This window comes from Orlajensenia flava, from assembly GCF_004801905.1.
Lineage (GTDB): Bacteria > Actinomycetota > Actinomycetes > Actinomycetales > Microbacteriaceae > Orlajensenia > Orlajensenia flava.
In genome coordinates this window covers 1-16,248 of the sequence record NZ_SSSN01000001.1, presented here as the reverse complement: position 1 = coordinate 16,248, position 16,248 = coordinate 1, and the positions used below count along the sequence as shown (strand labels likewise).

Genomic DNA, 16,248 nt, shown 5'->3' with positions numbered 1-16,248 from the left:
GAAGCTTCATCGAGTTGACGAATATCGTCGCTGCCACTCCGCCGGGCAGACGATTCTCGTCAACTGGATGGTCGTCGGTGGGCGGGGCGGGTGCAGCTAAGAAGGTCCGGGCGGCCAGGGGGCGTGCGGCGAAAGAACCCTCCTCCCCACCGACGGGCGCCGGCGGGGTTTACACCGAGTCGAACGATCACAGTCTCGCCCTCGACGGTGACGGGCAGCATGAGTGCATGACGACTCCGCGAGCGCTCCCACCCGGGCTGCGCGGTCGCGCGTTCGGAGTGGCGGAGGCTGATGCGGCGGGAGTCTCTCGCGAGCGACTCAGACGAGCCGACCTGCGCCGGTTGTTCCACGGATCACGGGCGCCGTCCAAGGGTGAGCTCACGCTCCTCCGCCGATGCTTGACGTACGCATCGCGGATGCCGCAACCGCAGGTGTTCTCGCACGCGACGGCCGCGGGCATCCATCAGCTCCGGCTTCCCGCGCATCTTCAGAAGCACCTCGTGCTTCACGTCAGTTCTGTGGCGCCCATGCGCGCGCCGAGGGTGGTCGGCGTCGTCGGCCATCAGCTGACGCCCGGCGCCGTCCGTGTCGTCATCCATTCCGGCCTGCGCGTCGTCGATGCGATCGACACGTGGTGTCAGCTGGCTGCGGTGCTCTCGGTTCGGGAACTGGTGGTGGTCGGGGATGGCCTCGTCTGTCGCAAGGAACCTGTGGCGACGATGGACCTGCTCCGTCAGCGGGTCCACGTCTGGTCACGCCGTCGCGGCTACCGACGACTGGAGCTGGCGCTCGCTCTCATTCGGCCCGGAACCGATTCTGCGACCGAGACGGAGTTGCGGCTGGACCTGGTCGAGGCCGGCCTTCCGGAGCCCCACGTCAACGTGGCCATCCGCGCTGCTGACGGCCGGTTTCTGGCACTCGGCGACCTCGTCTACCCCGAGTACCGGGTAGTGACGGAATACGACGGCGACCACCATCGGACCGCGGACGACCAGTATTTCCACGACATCGACCGGCACGACGATGTGATGGAGGCCGGATGGCGAAGCATCCGCGTCAACAAGTCCCATCGAGGCGACCGCCGCCGACTGATCGTGCAGAAAGTGCGCAGAGCCCTGGTGGAGCGCGGATGGACTCCGTAGAAGTGCGTCATTGTCGCGCGCATCGATCGCCCTCGCCCCACCCTCGAGTTGACGCAGACCGTCGCCGGGTTCTGCTTTCGGCGACGATATTCGTCAACTCGATGGAGGAAGGGAGTCGATGTAGGAAGGGGGCGATGGTGCGAGGGGAGTCGATGTAGCGAGGGGGAACGGGGCCACTCGCCCCTACCGCTGGCGCTTCTCCCGCACGCGCATGTTGAGCACGATCGGGCTGCCCTCGAAGCCGTAGATCTCCCGCAGCCGGCGCTGGATGTAACGCCGGTAGCCCGGGTCCAGGAACCCAGTCGTGAAGAGCACGAAGGTCGGCGGGCGACTCGCCGCCTGCGTCCCGAACAGCACGCGCGGCTGCTTGCCACCGCGCACAGGGTGAGGGTGCGCTGCCGTGAGCTCGGCGAGGAAGGCGTTGAACTTGCCGGTGGGAATGCGGGTGTCCCACGACTCCAGCGCCAGCTCGAGCGCCGGAACGAGCTTCTCGATGTGACGACCGGTGCGGGCCGAGATGTTGACGCGCGGAGCCCAGGCGACGTGAGCGAGATCCTGTTCGACCTCACGCTCGAGGTAGCGACGGCGCTCGTCGTCGAGCAGGTCCCACTTGTTGAACGCGAGCACGAGCGCGCGGCCCGACTCGAGGACGAGGTCGATGATGCGCACGTCCTGCTCCGAGATCGGCTGGGTCACGTCGAGCAGGACGACGGCGACCTCCGCCTTCTCGAGGGCCGCCGACGTGCGCAGCGAGGCGTAGAAGTCCGCGCCCTGCGCCATGTGCACACGACGACGGATGCCGGCGGTGTCGACGAAACGCCAGACCTTGCCGCCGAGTTCGACCTGCTCATCGACCGGGTCGCGCGTGGTGCCGGCGAGCTCGTTCACGACCACCCGCTCCTCACCAGCCGACTTGTTGAGGAGGCTGGACTTGCCCACGTTCGGTCGGCCCAGGATGGCGACGCGGCGCGGGCCGCCCACCTCGTCCTTCGCCACGGCGGATACCGTCGGCAGGACCTTCATGATGTCGTCGAGCAGGTCGGCGACGCCGCGGCCGTGGATCGCCGAGACCGGATGCGGCTCGCCGAGGCCGAGGTTCCACAGCGCGGCGGCCTCCGGCTCCTGCCGTGAATCGTCCACCTTGTTGGCGACGAGGAAGACGGGGCGACCGGCCCGGCGCAGCATCCGCACGACCTGCTCGTCGGTCGAGGTCGCGCCGACCATGGCGTCGACGACGAAGAGGACGACGTCGCAGAGGTCGATGGCCACCTCGGCCTGCGCGGCGACGGAGGCGTCGATGCCCCGGGCGTCGGGCTCCCAGCCACCGGTGTCGACGAGGGTGAAACGGCGATCGTTCCACTCCCCCTTGTAGGAGACGCGATCGCGGGTGACGCCGGGGGTGTCCTCGACGACGGCCTCGCGGCGTCCGAGGATGCGATTCACGAGCGCCGACTTGCCCACGTTCGGCCGGCCGACGATCGCGATGACCGGCAGAGCGGGCAGGTACCGGATGGCGTCGGGGTCCTCAGTGACCGTGTCGAGGACGTCGTAGTCGTCCTCATCGAGTTCGTAGTCGTCGAGGCCCCGGCGGAGGGCGGCTGCGCGCAGGTGGGCGTCATCCTCGTCGACGTCGGCCAGACGCTCGGCCAGTGAATCCTCGGAGATCTCCGCGGCGTCGGCGTAGTCGTTGTCGGTGTCGTTATCGGTGCTCATGGTGTCTCCTCGATGACCGCGATGACGGCATCGACGGTTTCGTCGAAGTTCAGGTGGGTGGAGTCGAGGGTCGTGACGCCGTCGGCGGCGTTCAGGAAGTCCACGACCCGCGCATCCGCCCGGTCTCGTGCGGCCAGGTGAGCGCCGACGGTCTCCGCCGCATGGTCCGACAGTTCCGCGGACCTCCGGGCCATTCTAACCGCCTCGTCGGCCGTCAGCAGAATGCGCACGGGCGCATCAGGGGCGACGACCGTGGTGATGTCCCGGCCCTCGACGACGATGCCGGGCGAATCGACGTCGGCGGCGACGGTCCGGAAGAGCGCCACCAGGTGGCTGCGCACCTCGGGCACCCGGGCGATCGCGCTGACGACGGATGCCACGCGCGGCTCGCGGATGGCATCCGTGACGTCGTTGCCCGCTACGACCACCGCGTAGCCGTCTGGGTCGGTTCCGATCGAGTAGTCGAACTCATCCAGAAGCGACGTGACGGCGTCCGGGTCATCCGTGTCGATCTCGCGCTCGAGGGCTAGCCAGGCCAACGCGCGGTAGGCCGCACCGGTGTCGAGGAAGCCGTAGCCGAGGCGTCGGGCGACGGCCTTGCTCACGCTCGACTTGCCGCTGCCGGCCGGCCCGTCGACGGCCACGATGACGGGAAGGGTACTCATGTCACGAGCGTATCGGAGCACGGTGGGCGCGGGCTGGGGCACCGGGCTCGTGCCGAGGCGGTCAGCCCGCGATGCGCCAACCGCGAGTCGCGAGCTCCTCGGTCAGGTGGGCGGCTGCCTCGGGAAGCACCTGCACCTCGGCGAGGCCCACTTGGATGCCCGGCGCGTGCTCGAGGCGCAGGTCCTCGAGATTCACACCGATTTCGCCGATCTCGGCGAGCAGGCGCGCCAGTTGGCCCGGTCGGTCGTCCACCATCACCACGATCGTCGTGAACCGCTTGTCCGTGCCGTGCTTGCCGGGCAGCCGGGCGACCCCGACGTTGCCCCCGCCGAGCTCCTCGGCCACGCGTCGACGTGCGCCGGGAGCCTCGGGGTCCGCGAGCGCATCGATGAAGCGGTCGAGGTCGTCGCGGTAGGCCAGCAGCACCTCCCGAACGGGAGCGGCGTTCGCCCCGAGGATCTGCACCCACAGGTCGGGGTCGCTCGCCGCCACCCGCGTGACGTCGCGCACGCCCTGGCCGGCGAGGTTGACCGCCGCGCTCGGAGCCTCGATGAACCGACGGGCCATCAGGCTCGACACCACCTGTGGCACGTGCGAGACGAGCGCTACGCCGCGATCGTGCTCCTCGGGCGTCATCTCCACGAGCACGGCGCCGAGGTCGAGGATGAGGTCGTCGATCGCCCCGGCGCGCCGGTAGCTGATCGCGTCGTGCGCGGCGACCACCCACGGACGCCCGACGAACAGGTCGGCGCGGGCGGCGAGAGGTCCCCCGCGTTCACGGCCGGCGAGCGGATGCGATCCGATGTAGCGTTCGACGTCCGCCCCGGATGCGCGCAGCTCATCGAGCACGGCGAGCTTGACGCTCGCGACATCCGTCACGAGGGCCTCGGGGAACGCCGCCAGCTCGCGCGCGACGACGGTCGCGGTCACATCGGGCGGGACGCACACCACGATCAGCTGCGGTGCATCGGCGCCGGACGCCGGACGACCGGCACCCAGGTCCACAGCCAGCCGCACGTGCGTCGGCGAGACGTCGTCGAGCGTCACGTCGATGTCGCGCGCCCGGAGCCCGAGGGCGATACTCGTTCCGAGCAGGCCGGTGCCGACCACCCGGACCGGCCCGGCGAGACGTCCGTCAGCCACGGTCGTCTCCGTCTGCGGCGGCCGAGCCGGATCCCGAGCGGGACAGTGTCAGGACCTGACCGAGCTCCGCCGACGTGAGCGGACGCATCCGCCCCACGGCCAGGGTGCCGAGGTGCAGCGGCCCGAACGAACGGCGCACCAGGTCCTGCACCGGATGACCCACGGCGTCGAGCATGCGTCGCACGATGCGGTTGCGCCCGGAGTGCAGGGTGATCTCGACGAGGCTGGAGCTCTCCGAGACGCCGGACCCCGTCATCAGCCGCGCCTTGTCCGCGTGGATCGGCCCGTCGTCGAGCTCGATGCCCTTCTTCAAACGCGCGATCGTCTGCGCGGTCACCTGCCCGCTCACCTTCGCGATGTAGGTCTTCGAGACGCCGAAGGAGGGATGCGCGAGGGTGTGAGCCAGTTCGCCGTCGTTGGTCAGAATGAGCAGCCCGCTGGTCTCGGCGTCGAGTCGGCCGACGTTGAAGAGCCGCTCCTCGTACTGCTCGGTGAATCGACGCAGGTCGGGCCTGCCCTGCTCGTCCTTCATCGAGGAGACCACCCCGGTCGGCTTGTTGAGCATGACGTAACGCTTCGCGGTGTCGAGCTGCACCGCCGACCCATCCACCGACACGAGGTCGGTATCGGGATGGATGCGCCGACCGAGCTCGGTCACGACCAGGCCGTTCACCTCGATGCGGCCCTCGACGATCATCTGCTCGACGACGCGGCGTGATGCCACGCCCGCAGCTGCGAGCACCTTCTGGAGGCGGACGCCGTCGGCCTCCGCGTTGCCGAACGTCGGGACGTTACCGGATGTCACCGTCGAATCCTTCCGCGCCGTCCTCGAGGAGCGGCGAGATCTGAGGCAGCTCGTCGAGCGAGTTGATGCCGAGTTGGGTGAGCAGGAGCTCGGTCGTTCCGTAGTTGATGGCGCCCGTCTCGGCGTCGGCGAACAGCTCGGTGATGAGGCCCCGCCCGAGCAGCGTGCGCACTACCGAGTCCACGTTCACCGCCCGGATGGACGCGACCTGGCCGCGGGTGATCGGCTGCTTGTACGCGATCACGGCGAGCGTCTCGAGGGCAGCCTGTGAGAGCCGGGTCGGGTTCTGGGTGAGGACGAAGTCGGTCACCAGCTCGTCGTGCTCGCGGCGCACGTAGAACCGCCATCCGCCGCCGACCTCGCGGAGTTCGAACCCGCGACGGATGCCGGTGGGTTCGGCGTTCACGTCGAAGCCGTCGTAGTCGGCGACGAGCCGGTCGATGGCCTGCTGCACATCGGCGACGGGAGCGCCGACGGCGGTCGCGAGGTGCACGATTCCCTGCGGCTCGTCGGCGACCATGAGGACGGCCTCCAGCGCGCGATCGATGTCACTGCCCATAGTCGGCTCCCAGGTTCACGAGGTTCTCATCCGTCCAGTGCTCGCTCGTCCAGCGCACGGTCAGCTCGCCGAGCGGCTCGAGCTGCTCGAACGAGAGCGCCGCGTGCCGGTAGAGCTCGAGCACTGCGAGGAAGCGGGCGATCACGACCCCCTTGGCTGGAGCGTCGGCGATCAGATCGCGGAACGTGAGCGTGTCGCTGCTTCGGAGGAGCGCGACGACGATCGCCGCCTGCTCTCGGATGCTCACGAGCGGCGCGTGCAGGTGGTCGAGGCCGACGACGGGGATGGCCCGCGGCGTGAGTGCGAGGGTGGCGATGGCCGCGAAGTCGGCAGCCGAGACGGTCCACACGAGCTCCGGCGTCCGTTGCCGGTACTTCTCCTCGAGTCGCACGGAGCGCGCATGCCGGGACGCCTCCGCCTCGAGGTGCGCACCGAACCAGGCGGACGCCTGCTTGAACGCGCGATACTGCAGCAATCGGGCGAACAGCAGGTCCCGAGCCTCGAGCAGCGCGACGTCCTCCGCGTCGACGAGCTCGCCCTGCGGCAGCAGGCTCGCGATCTTGAGGTCGAGCAAAGTTGCGGCTACCACGAGGAACTCGGTGGCCTCCTCGAGCTCGTCGGCACTCGTGAGCCCGCGCAGGTAGGCGAGGAACTCGTCGGTGACCGCGCTCAGGGCGATCTCGGTGATGTCGAGCTCGCGCTTGGAGATCAGCGAGAGCAGCAGGTCGAACGGGCCGGCGAAGTTGGACAGCGCCACCCGGAACCCGGGCACGGCCGCATCCGCCGCGGCGTCGTCGAGCGTCTCAGGCGACGGCGCCACGGAAGACCAGCTCCCGGGCCAGCTGCCGGTAGGCGCGGGACGCCGGATGATCGGGCGCGAACTGCGTGATGGGGGTGCCCGACACGCTCGCGTCCGGGAACTTCACCGTGCGACCGATGACCGTCTCGAGCACGCTGTCGCCGAAGGCGTCGACCACCCGCTCGAGCACCTCCCGCGAGTGCAGCGTGCGCGAGTCGTACATCGTGGCGAGGATCCCGTCGAGCTCGATAGCCGGGTTGAGGCGATCGCGCACCTTGTCGATGGTCTCGATGAGCAACGCGACTCCGCGCAGGGCGAAGAACTCGCACTCGAGCGGGATGAGCACGCCATGGCTCGCCGTGAGCGCGTTGACCGTGAGCAGCCCGAGCGAGGGCTGGCAGTCGATGAGGATGACGTCGTAGTCGGCGGCGACGCGGCGCAGCACGCCCGCGAGGATCTGCTCGCGGGCCACCTCGTTGACCAGGTGAACCTCGGCCGCCGAGAGGTCGATGTTGGCCGGGATGACGTCGAGTCCGGGGACGCCGGTGGACTGGATCGCGTCCTTCGGGTCCTTCGAGCGCGAGAGCAGCAGGTCGTAGATGGTCGGAACGTCGTGCGTCGCGACGCCGAGGCCGGCCGAGAGCGCTCCCTGCGGGTCGAAGTCGATCGCGAGGACACGCCTTCCATCCTCGGCGAGCGCGGCACCCAGGCTGATGGTCGTGGTGGTCTTGCCCACCCCGCCCTTCTGGTTGCACAGCGCGATGATGCGAGCCGGGCCATGCGTCTTGAGTCGCTTCGGCTCGGGGAAGGTGCGTCGAGGGCGCCCGGTCGGACCCATCTCGGGGATGTCGGGCATCGTCAGTTCGACCGAGTCGTGCTGCTTTCCACTCACTCGTTCTCTCCTCGACCGGGCCCCGTCTGGCCCGCACCCAGTTTAGGGTCTCGCTCCGGTGCCGCCCGCCTGCCGTGCGGCGTTCCGGCAACACTACCGGGCGCGCGGGTGGGCGGTGGTGTACATGTCCCGCAGGGTGTCCGCGGTCACGAGCGTGTAGATCTGGGTGGTCGCGACCGAGGAGTGGCCGAGCAGCTCCTGTACGACGCGGACGTCGGCTCCTCCCGCGAGCAGGTGCGTGGCGAAGGAGTGGCGGAGGGTGTGCGGCGACACCTCGACGGTCAGGCCCGCGCGGTCGGCTGCGGCACGGATGATGAGCCAGACGTTCTGACGCGACACCCTCTGCCCGCGCAGCCCGAGGAAGAGCGCCGGCGTCGCGCTCCCCCGCGCCGACAGGATCGGCCGTGCCCGCACCAGGTAGGCATCCAGTGCCGCGCGAGCGTAGGAACCCACCGGAACCACCCGCTGCTTGCCCCCCTTGCCGAACAGCCGCACGACGGAATCGTCGAGCACGTCGTCGACGTTCAAGGCGACCGCCTCGGACACCCGTGCGCCGGTCGCGTAGAGCAACTCGAGCAGCGCCTTGTCGCGCACCTGCTGCAGGCTCTCGCCATCCGTTGCCGCGAGCAGCGCCCCGACCTCATCGATGGTGATGGCCTTGGGCAGGCGGGTGCCGAGTTTGGGCGGCTTGGTCTCGCGGGCGACGTCGACCTCGGCGACGCCCTCCTCGGCCAGGAAGCGGTGGAGGCCGCGCACTGAGGAGAGCACGCGCGCGATGGATGAGGCACCCAGCGGCGCCTCGGCGCGGGTACCGAGGTACTGCACGAATCCGGACAGTTGCGCGGGCCCGATCGCGGTGGGATCGTCGATGTCCTCCCCGGCGAGCCAGGTCGCGTACAGCGCCAGATCGCGCGTGTACGCCGCGACGGTGTTCGCGGAGAGTCCGCGCTCGACCGTCACGTGACGCAGGTAGGCGTCCACGGCGGTGGCGAGGTTCACGACCTCAGTCTGTCAGCGGCGCTCGCCGCGGCCCGTCATGACGCGGGCGCGAGGTGGGCGAATCCGTCCTCGCCTGCCGCTCGCGCTGCGAGGGCGGCGATGATTAGCGGGGCATTGCGGATGCGGCCGGCCAGCGCGGCGTCGACGACCTCGTCCAGCGGCACCCAGCGCTTCTCCATGTCGGCCTCCTCGCCCTCGCGCGTGAAGTCGTGCGTCACGGGGTGGACGTCCCGGGCAAGGAACACGCGGATCACCTCGGAGCTGCCGCCAGGCGATGTGAAGAACTCCGCGAGCACGTTCCACGTGCGCGCGCCGAGGTCGACCTCTTCGGCGAGCTCTCGCTGAGCCGCCGCGAGTTTGGACTCCCCGGCGACATCGAGCAGCCCGGCGGGGATCTCCCAGTCGCGCGTGCGCACGGGATGCCGGTACTGGCGGATGAGCATCACGCGGCCGTCGTCGTCCATCGCGAGCACGCCGACGGCTCCGGTGTGGTCGACGAAGTCGCGCACGATCTCGCCGCCGTTGTAGTCGACGCTCTCACGCCGAACGTCCCAGACGCGGCCCTCGAAGACCAGCTCGGACGAGGTGACCGGCGGCGAGAACGACTCGTCGGCCAGCTCGGCTCGCGAGCGCTCCTCGCCGGTGTCAGGCATCCTTGACTTCGAACAGGCGGCTGGCCTGCTGGCGGTCGAGCGCGGCACCGACGAGCCCCCGGAACAGCGGGTGGGCGTTGTTCGGGCGACTGCGCAGCTCGGGGTGCGCCTGGGTTCCGACGTAGAACGGATGCACGTCGCGCGGCAGCTCGACGAACTCGACCAGGTGGCCGTCGGGCGACGTGCCCGAGAACCACAGGCCGGCGTCGGCGATCTGCTCGCGATAGCCGTTGTTCACCTCGTAGCGGTGGCGGTGCCGCTCCGATACGGTCGGCGCGCCGTAGAGCTCGGCGACGAGCGAGCCGTCGGCGAGGGCTGCCGGGTAGAGGCCGAGGCGCATCGTGCCACCCAGGTCGCCACCGGCGATGATCTCGACCTGCTCGGCCATCGTGGCGATCACGGGGAACTCGGTGCCCGGGTCGAACTCGCTCGACGACGCGCCGTCGAGTCCGGCCTCGTTGCGCGCGTATTCGATGACCATGCACTGCAGGCCGAGGCAGAGCCCGAGGGCGGGGATGGCGTTCTCGCGCGCGAAGCGCAGTGCGCCGAGCTTGCCCTCGATGCCGCGGACGCCGAATCCGCCGGGGACGCAGATGGCGTCGAGGTGGGAGAGGTTGCGAGCGGCGCCCTCCTCCGTCTGGCAGTCGTCGGACGGGATCCAGTGGATCTTCACCTTCGCCTGGTGGGCGAAGCCCCCCGCACGTAGCGCTTCCGTGACGGACAGGTAGGCATCCGGCAGGTCGATGTACTTGCCGACCAGGCCGATGTTCACCTCGTGACGGGGCTCGTGGACGGCCTCGAGGATGGCCTCCCATCCGCTCCAGTCCACGTCGCGCGCCTGAAGGCCGAGCGTGTCGATGATGTAGCTGTCGAGACCCTGGTCGTGCAGCATGGTGGGGATGTCGTAGATCGACGGAACGTCGACGGCGTTGACGACGGCGCCCTCGTCGACGTCGCACATGAGCGCGATCTTGCGCTTGTTCGACTCGGTGACGGGCCGGTCGCTGCGGAGCACCAGCGCGTCGGGCTGGATGCCGATGGAGCGCAGCGTGGCGACCGAGTGCTGCGTCGGCTTGGTCTTCTGCTCCCCGGACGCTCCCATGAACGGCACCAGCGAGACGTGCACGAAGAACACGTTCTTGCGACCGAGCTCGTGGCGCACCTGCCGCGCGGACTCGATGAACGGCTGGGACTCGATGTCGCCGACGGTGCCCCCGATCTCGGTGATGATGACGTCGGGCTGCGGGTCCTCCGAGGCCTGCAGGCGCATGCGCCGCTTGATCTCGTCGGTGATGTGCGGGATCACCTGCACGGTGTCGCCGAGGTACTCCCCGCGGCGCTCCTTGGCGATGACGCTCGAGTAGATCTGCCCGGTGGTCACGTTGGCCGCCTGGGACAGGTTGATGTCGAGGAAGCGCTCGTAGTGGCCGATGTCGAGGTCGGTCTCGGCGCCGTCGTCGGTTACGAAGACCTCGCCGTGCTGGAACGGGTTCATCGTGCCCGGGTCGACGTTGAGGTAGGGGTCGAGCTTCTGCATGACCACGCGCAGACCGCGCGCGGTGAGGAGGTTGCCCAGGCTGGCGGCGGTGAGCCCCTTGCCCAATGAAGAAACGACACCACCGGTCACGAAGATGTGTTTGGTGATGCCGTTCGAGGATTCCGCGTTAATGTCTGCCACGGGCTTTCATCCTATCATCACGGATCGGGCGGATCCCGTGGTCAGGCGTCGTGGCGAAGCGCGATGAGCTCACGGGCGTGGGCCAAGCCGCTCTCCGAGTCGGGCAGGCCGGAGAGCAGCCGCGCCATCTCGGCGATGCGGGCTTCGCCATCGAGGCGCTCGACGCTCGATGCGGTGACGGATCCCGCGCTGTCCTTTGCGACACGCAGGTGGTTTCCCGCGAACGCGGCCACCTGCGCGAGGTGCGTGACGACGATCACCTGCGAGGTCTCGGCCAGGCGGGCGAGACGACGACCGATCTCGATGGCCGCTGCTCCGCCGACCCCCGCGTCGACCTCGTCGAACACGAAGGTGGGAACGGGGTCGGTCCCGGCGATGACCACCTCGATCGCGAGCATCACGCGCGAGAGCTCTCCGCCCGATGCACCGCGGCCGAGCGCTCGCGGTTCCGCTCCGGCATGAGGCGCGAGCAGGATCGAGACGGCATCGCGGCCGGACTGGGTGTACTCCTCGCGCACGGCGACCTCGACGACGAGCGACGCGTCCGGCATCGCGAGCGCCGACAGCTCGGCTGTGACGGATGCCGCCAGCCGCGTCGCCGCATCCGTTCGCAGGGCGCTCATGCGCGCCGCCAGCTCGTCGACGACCCGTTCGCCGTCGGACACGGAAGCGGTGAGCGCCTCGATGCGACTCTCATCGTCGTCGAGGTCGAGCAGGCGGGTGCCGCCCTGCTCGCTGAAGTCGATCACGGCGTCGAGGTCCGTGCCGTACTTGCGCACCAGCGCGCCGAGCACCGCCCTGCGCTCCTCGACCAGTTCGAGTTCGCGGGCGCCGTCGGCATCGAGGCCCGCGAGATAGGTCGAGAGCTCTGCAGCCGCGTCCGCGACGAGGAAGCTGATGGTGCTGAGAGCCTCGACGACGGGTGCGAGCGTGACGTCGTGACCGGCTACGCGATCAAGGCCCCGGCGGGCCGACTCGATGGCGCCGACCGCGTCGATCGCCTCGTCGGACTGCTCGGCCGAGATCCACTCCCGAGCCTGAGCCGCGGCCAGTCGGAGCTCTTCGAGGTTGCCGAGCCGTTCGGCGCGCTCGGTCAGTTCGACATCCTCGCCGCGGAGGGGCTCCGCATCGGCGATCTCGGCGAGGGCGATGCGCAGGTCCTCGGCCTCGCGCGCGCGGCGCTCGCGGTCGTCGGAGAGGTCGCGTAACGCGTCCATGTCGGCGCGCCATCGCTCGAACGCCGCCCGGTAGTCGGCGAGGACCGCCGCGAGTTCGGCTCCGGCGAAACGGTCGAGGGCATCTCGTTGCGCGGACGCAGAGCGCAACCGGATCTGGTCGGACTGGCCGTGCACGACGACGAGTTGCTCGGCCAGGTCGCCGAGCACGCTCACGGGAGCGGAACGGCCACCGACGTAGGCGCGCGAGCGACCCTCGCTCGAGACGGACCGACTGAGCAGCAGCTCCGGGCCGTCGAGGGACCCACCGGCGTCCCGCGCGCGCTCGGCGACCGAACCGTCCTCGTCGACCAGCCAGCGGCCGTCGACGCGAGCTTCAGGCTGGCCGGCTCGCACTGCTCCGGCATCGGAGCGGGCACCGAGCACCAGTCCGAGGGCTGTCACCACCATGGTCTTGCCCGCACCGGTCTCCCCGGTGACGGCGGTGAAACCCGGGCCGAGCGGAAGTGTCGCGTCGGCGATGACCCCGAGGTCGCGGATGCCGAGTTCCTCGATCACGGTGTGCTCGGCCCCCGCCATCCGGTGACCGGCAGCTGGAACTTGTTGACCAGACGGTCGGTGAAGTGCCCCTCATGCAGGCGGGCGAGACGCACGGGAACGTGGGAGCGGCGGGCGACCACGCGGGCGCCGGCGGGCAGGTCGAAGGATCGCCGTCCGTCGCACCAGAGGACCGCCGAGGCATCCGTGCGCTGCACCAGCTCGACCGCGAGGGCGGATTCCGGGCCGACGACGAGCGGCCGCGCGAACAGGGCGTGCGCGCTCAGCGGCACGAGCAGCAGGGCGTCGAGGCTGGGCCAGACGACGGGACCGCCGGCCGAGAAGGAGTAGGCGGTGGAGCCGGTGGGGGTGGAGAACACCACACCATCGCACCCGAAGGTCGAAAGCGGACGGCGGTCGACCTCGATGGAGACCTCGACCATGCGCTCGCGGGCGACCTTCTCGACCGTCGCGTCGTTGAGGGCCCAGTCCTCGTGCACGATCTCGTCGCCCGACTTCACCCGCACGCTCAGCGTCATCCGCTCTTCGACGTCGTAGTCGCGGGCGAGGCCACGTCGCACGGCATCGGGGATGTCGTCCCGCTCGATCTCGGCAAGGAACCCGACGTGCCCGAGGTTGATGCCGAGGATCGGTGTCGAGGCGGAGCGCACGAGTTCCGCTGCGCGCAGGATGGTGCCGTCACCGCCGAGGACGATGACGAGTTCGAGGTCTGCCGGCTCGACTCCGTCGCCCAGGCGTTCGCTGCGTCCGTCGAGCTCGGGCGCGTGGTTATGGAGGTCGTCCCACTGGTCGCCGGGCAGCACGGGGGTCACCCCCGCTTCGGTGAGCTGCTTGCAGACGTCCACGGCAGCCGTGAGCGAGCCGCTCCGGCCCGTGTGCGCCACGACGAGGATGTGACGATGGGAACCCGCCATGCTCATCACGCTCCCGTCATCTCGGCGACCCTGCCCGACCATTCTGTCGGATTCCGACCCGCGGTCCGACTGAACCAGGCGAGGTACTCGTGATTCCCGGCCGCGCCGATGATCGGGGAGGGGACGAGACCCGCCGTGCCGAGCCCGAGGTCGTGCGCGTTCCAGAGCACGGACGAGACCGCATCCGCTCGGAGGGCCGGATCACGCACGATGCCCTCCCGAACCCCGCCTCGCCCCACCTCGAACTGCGGTTTGACGAGCAGGACGAAGTCGGCCTCCTCCGTTCCCGTCGCCACGAGCGCCGGGAGAACCGTCGCGAGGGAGATGAACGACAGGTCCGCCACCACCAGCGACGGACGCTGATCGACTCCGGACGCCACCGCGAGGCTCTCCGGGGTCATGTCTCGGACGTTGAATCCCTCCACCAGGTGAAGGCGCGGCTCTCCGGCCAGCTCTGGGGAGAGTTGACCGTGGCCGACATCTACCGCGATCACCCGTTCGGCACCGCGCTCGAGCAGCACCTGGCTGAAGCCGCCGGTGGATGCTCCCGCGTCGAGCGCGATCCGGCCCTCCGGCGCCACCGCGAAGGTGTCGAGCGCTCCGATCAGCTTGTGGGCGGCTCGGCTGACGTAGTGGTCGGCACCGGCAACCACGAGCTGCTGCCCGTCGCTCACCTTCGCTGCGGCCTTCACGACCCCTCGCCCGTCGACGCTCACGCGTCCGTCCGCGATGAGCGCGGCGGCGTGGGTGCGCGACCGGGCCAGACCCCGCGCCGCGAGGGCGGCATCCAGCCGCTGTTCCGCCACGGGCGTCAGCCCGCAGGCCGCGACGTGTCGCCGTCGAGCAGATCGCGCAACTCGTCGTGCACCGCGACGTACGCGGCTGCCCGCGCCTCGAGCGGCTGGTCCTCGATCACGCGGAGCCGCGACACGAGGCCGTCGTCCTGCTCGTCGCCATCCATGCTCTAACGCTACCGCCACGACGCCGCAAGCCCGCGCTTCGAGGGCGGGCGCGTGGTTGACTGACCACCATGGAGAAGCAGCGCACGTTGGTCATATTCGGTGCCGATGGCGATCTGTCCAAACGACTTCTCCTGCCCGGGCTCGCCCAGCTGCTGCACTACGACGGCGACCGCGGCGTGAAGCTCATCGGGGTGGGAATGAGCGACTTCAGCGCCGAGGAGTGGTCGGACCGGCTGCACGACGCGGTCGGCGATGGCCTCAAGCGATTCGAGCAGGACTCCCGCTACGAGCGGATGGATGCGACGGATGCCGACGCCCTCGGTCACCTGCTGAAGGATATCGACGGGCCCGCCACCTACTACTTCGCCGTTCCGCCCGCCGTCGCGTTCGCCGCATGCGAGGCCCTCGCGACGCTCGATATGGCGCCGGGCTCAGTCCTCGCCCTCGAGAAACCGTTCGGTACCGACCTCGACGAGGCCAAACGGTTCAACGCACTGCTCGGGACCTTTCCGAAGGGCGTCGACGCCTTCCGGGTCGACCACTTCCTCGGCAAGACGATCGTGCTCTCACTCATCGGCCTGCGCCTGGCGAACCGCATGATGGAGTCCGTCTGGAACGCGGCTGAGATCGAGAAGGTCGAGATCGTCTTCGACGAGACGCTCGCCCTCGAGGGGCGCGCCGGGTACTACGACAAGGCCGGCGCGTTGCGCGACATGATCCAGAGCCACCTGCTGCAGGTCCTCGCGCTGATCGGCATGGAGCCCCCCGAGACCCTCGACTACCACGATTTGCATGGACGCATGGCCGAAGTGCTCGAGGCCACCCGGGTGTGGGGCAGCAACGCGGCGGAGTCCGGACGGCGGGCGCGCTACACCGCCGGCGACCTCGACTCGCGCCACCTGCCCGACTACGCGGCGGAGAAGGGGGTGGACCCCGACCGGCAGACCGAGACCCTCGCCGAGGTCACCCTGCAGATCAACACCGACAGGTGGCACGGCGTTCCGTTCGTACTGCGATCCGGCAAGGCGCTCGGGCAGGCGCACAAGCAGATCATCGTGCACTTCCGCGAGAGCGAGCGGCTCCCTCGTGGCTTCTCGGGCAAGACCGGCCCCCGCACCCTGCGGATGGGGATCGACACCACCACGATCGCGCTCGACCTCCTGGTGAACGACTCCGACAATGCCCTCACCCTCACCGTCGCCGAGCTGGAGACGACCGTGGGCGAGGGAAAGCTGGGTGCGTACGGCGAGGTTCTCGCGGGCCTGCTGGATGCCGATCCGCTGCTCTCGGTGAGCGGCCGGGCGGCGGAGGCCTGCTGGCGCATCGTGACACCCGTCCTCGAGGCCTGGGCCGACGGTGAAGTGCCGCTCGACACCTACCCGGCTGGCTCGGCCGGACCGAGCGAGTGGACGGCCATCACCGACGAGGGAACCGGCTGACGTGCATCGGCGCCTTCGGGTTCCGGTCCGTCGCCGAGGACGCCGGTTAAACAGAAGAAGGCCACCCAGTGGGTGGCCTTCTTGCTGAAATGTGTTCGGCGGTGTCCTACTCTCCCACAGGGTCTCCCCTGCAGTACCATCGGCGCTGTCA

16 protein-coding genes are annotated in these 16,248 nt (G+C 69.6%); 2 read left to right on the top strand and 14 right to left on the bottom strand.

Features of this window, described 5'->3' with window-relative positions:
• Positions 1–227: 227 nt before the first annotated feature.
• The gene (locus tag E6C70_RS16570) at positions 228–1,142 is read left to right on the top strand and encodes a hypothetical protein (RefSeq protein ID WP_168770821.1); all 915 of its coding nucleotides are present in this window, start codon (positions 228–230) and stop codon (positions 1,140–1,142) included.
• Positions 1,143–1,325: 183 nt separating this feature from the next.
• Here the strand turns inward: E6C70_RS16570 and der are convergent, their stop codons facing one another.
• The 14 genes from der to E6C70_RS16565 all read right to left on the bottom strand — a co-directional run bounded on the left by der (position 1,326) and on the right by E6C70_RS16565 (position 14,657).
• The gene (gene der, locus E6C70_RS00070) at positions 1,326–2,855 is read right to left on the bottom strand and encodes a ribosome biogenesis GTPase Der (RefSeq protein ID WP_136421057.1); all 1,530 of its coding nucleotides are present in this window, start codon (positions 2,853–2,855) and stop codon (positions 1,326–1,328) included.
• The gene (gene cmk / locus E6C70_RS00065; protein WP_136421054.1) at positions 2,852–3,520 is read right to left on the bottom strand and encodes a (d)CMP kinase; all 669 of its coding nucleotides are present in this window, start codon (positions 3,518–3,520) and stop codon (positions 2,852–2,854) included. Before cmk ends, der begins: the two co-directional genes overlap by 4 nt.
• A gap of 61 nt (positions 3,521–3,581) precedes the next feature.
• Entirely contained in the window at positions 3,582–4,664 is a 1,083-nt protein-coding gene (locus E6C70_RS00060; protein ID WP_136421052.1) for a prephenate dehydrogenase, read from the bottom strand.
• A complete protein-coding gene (locus E6C70_RS00055) occupies positions 4,657–5,469 on the bottom strand; it encodes a pseudouridine synthase (protein WP_235833204.1) in 813 nt (270 codons plus the stop codon). Before E6C70_RS00055 ends, E6C70_RS00060 begins: the two co-directional genes overlap by 8 nt.
• Entirely contained in the window at positions 5,456–6,028 is a 573-nt protein-coding gene (scpB, locus tag E6C70_RS00050) for an SMC-Scp complex subunit ScpB (protein ID WP_136421050.1), read from the bottom strand. The genes E6C70_RS00055 and scpB overlap by 14 nt, the downstream gene beginning before the upstream one ends.
• Positions 6,018–6,848 (bottom strand): segregation and condensation protein A, encoded by an 831-nt coding sequence (locus E6C70_RS00045; protein ID WP_136421047.1) that lies wholly within the window; start codon positions 6,846–6,848, stop codon positions 6,018–6,020. Before E6C70_RS00045 ends, scpB begins: the two co-directional genes overlap by 11 nt.
• Positions 6,832–7,683 carry a ParA family protein gene (locus E6C70_RS00040; RefSeq protein ID WP_136421166.1) on the bottom strand — a complete coding sequence of 284 codons (852 nt, stop codon included), beginning with the start codon at positions 7,681–7,683 and terminating at the stop codon, positions 6,832–6,834. Before E6C70_RS00040 ends, E6C70_RS00045 begins: the two co-directional genes overlap by 17 nt.
• A gap of 129 nt (positions 7,684–7,812) precedes the next feature.
• Entirely contained in the window at positions 7,813–8,718 is a 906-nt protein-coding gene (gene xerD / locus E6C70_RS00035; RefSeq protein WP_136421045.1) for a site-specific tyrosine recombinase XerD, read from the bottom strand.
• A gap of 35 nt (positions 8,719–8,753) precedes the next feature.
• Positions 8,754–9,371 carry an NUDIX domain-containing protein gene (locus tag E6C70_RS00030; protein ID WP_136421043.1) on the bottom strand — a complete coding sequence of 206 codons (618 nt, stop codon included), beginning with the start codon at positions 9,369–9,371 and terminating at the stop codon, positions 8,754–8,756.
• Complete coding sequence (gene pyrG, locus E6C70_RS00025) at positions 9,364–11,049, bottom strand: CTP synthase (protein WP_407921002.1); 1,686 nt, start codon at positions 11,047–11,049, stop codon at positions 9,364–9,366. The genes E6C70_RS00030 and pyrG overlap by 8 nt, the downstream gene beginning before the upstream one ends.
• A 41-nt stretch (positions 11,050–11,090) precedes the next feature.
• Entirely contained in the window at positions 11,091–12,782 is a 1,692-nt protein-coding gene (gene recN / locus E6C70_RS00020) for a DNA repair protein RecN (RefSeq protein WP_136421162.1), read from the bottom strand.
• Positions 12,779–13,696, bottom strand: a complete 918-nt coding sequence (locus E6C70_RS00015) for an NAD kinase (RefSeq protein WP_136421041.1) — start codon at positions 13,694–13,696, stop codon at positions 12,779–12,781. Before E6C70_RS00015 ends, recN begins: the two co-directional genes overlap by 4 nt.
• Before the next feature lie 5 nt (positions 13,697–13,701).
• Positions 13,702–14,502: a TlyA family RNA methyltransferase gene (locus E6C70_RS00010; RefSeq protein ID WP_136421038.1), complete on the bottom strand. Its 801-nt coding sequence runs from the start codon at positions 14,500–14,502 to the stop codon at positions 13,702–13,704.
• Between the two features lie 5 nt (positions 14,503–14,507).
• Positions 14,508–14,657, bottom strand: a complete 150-nt coding sequence (locus tag E6C70_RS16565; RefSeq protein WP_168770820.1) for a hypothetical protein — start codon at positions 14,655–14,657, stop codon at positions 14,508–14,510.
• A 69-nt stretch (positions 14,658–14,726) separates the two neighbouring features.
• On the opposite strand from E6C70_RS16565, the gene E6C70_RS00005 reads away from it, so the two are divergent.
• Positions 14,727–16,097 (top strand): glucose-6-phosphate dehydrogenase, encoded by a 1,371-nt coding sequence (locus tag E6C70_RS00005; protein ID WP_136421036.1) that lies wholly within the window; start codon positions 14,727–14,729, stop codon positions 16,095–16,097.
• Positions 16,098–16,248 lie beyond the last annotated feature (151 nt).

What these genes read in the sequence shown, in the direction of transcription:
- E6C70_RS16570 (WP_168770821.1), top strand. Translation starts at nt 228, where the DNA reads ATGACGACTCCGCGAGCGCTCCCACCCGGGCTGCGCGGTCGCGCGTTC.
- der (WP_136421057.1), bottom strand. Translation starts at nt 2,855, where the DNA reads ATGAGCACCGATAACGACACCGACAACGACTACGCCGACGCCGCGGAG.
- cmk (WP_136421054.1), bottom strand. Translation starts at nt 3,520, where the DNA reads ATGAGTACCCTTCCCGTCATCGTGGCCGTCGACGGGCCGGCCGGCAGC.
- scpB (WP_136421050.1), bottom strand. Translation starts at nt 6,028, where the DNA reads ATGGGCAGTGACATCGATCGCGCGCTGGAGGCCGTCCTCATGGTCGCC.
- E6C70_RS00040 (WP_136421166.1), bottom strand. Translation starts at nt 7,683, where the DNA reads ATGCCCGACATCCCCGAGATGGGTCCGACCGGGCGCCCTCGACGCACC.
- E6C70_RS00030 (WP_136421043.1), bottom strand. Translation starts at nt 9,371, where the DNA reads ATGCCTGACACCGGCGAGGAGCGCTCGCGAGCCGAGCTGGCCGACGAG.
- E6C70_RS00015 (WP_136421041.1), bottom strand. Translation starts at nt 13,696, where the DNA reads ATGGCGGGTTCCCATCGTCACATCCTCGTCGTGGCGCACACGGGCCGG.
- E6C70_RS16565 (WP_168770820.1), bottom strand. Translation starts at nt 14,657, where the DNA reads ATGGATGGCGACGAGCAGGACGACGGCCTCGTGTCGCGGCTCCGCGTG.
- E6C70_RS00005 (WP_136421036.1), top strand. Translation starts at nt 14,727, where the DNA reads ATGGAGAAGCAGCGCACGTTGGTCATATTCGGTGCCGATGGCGATCTG.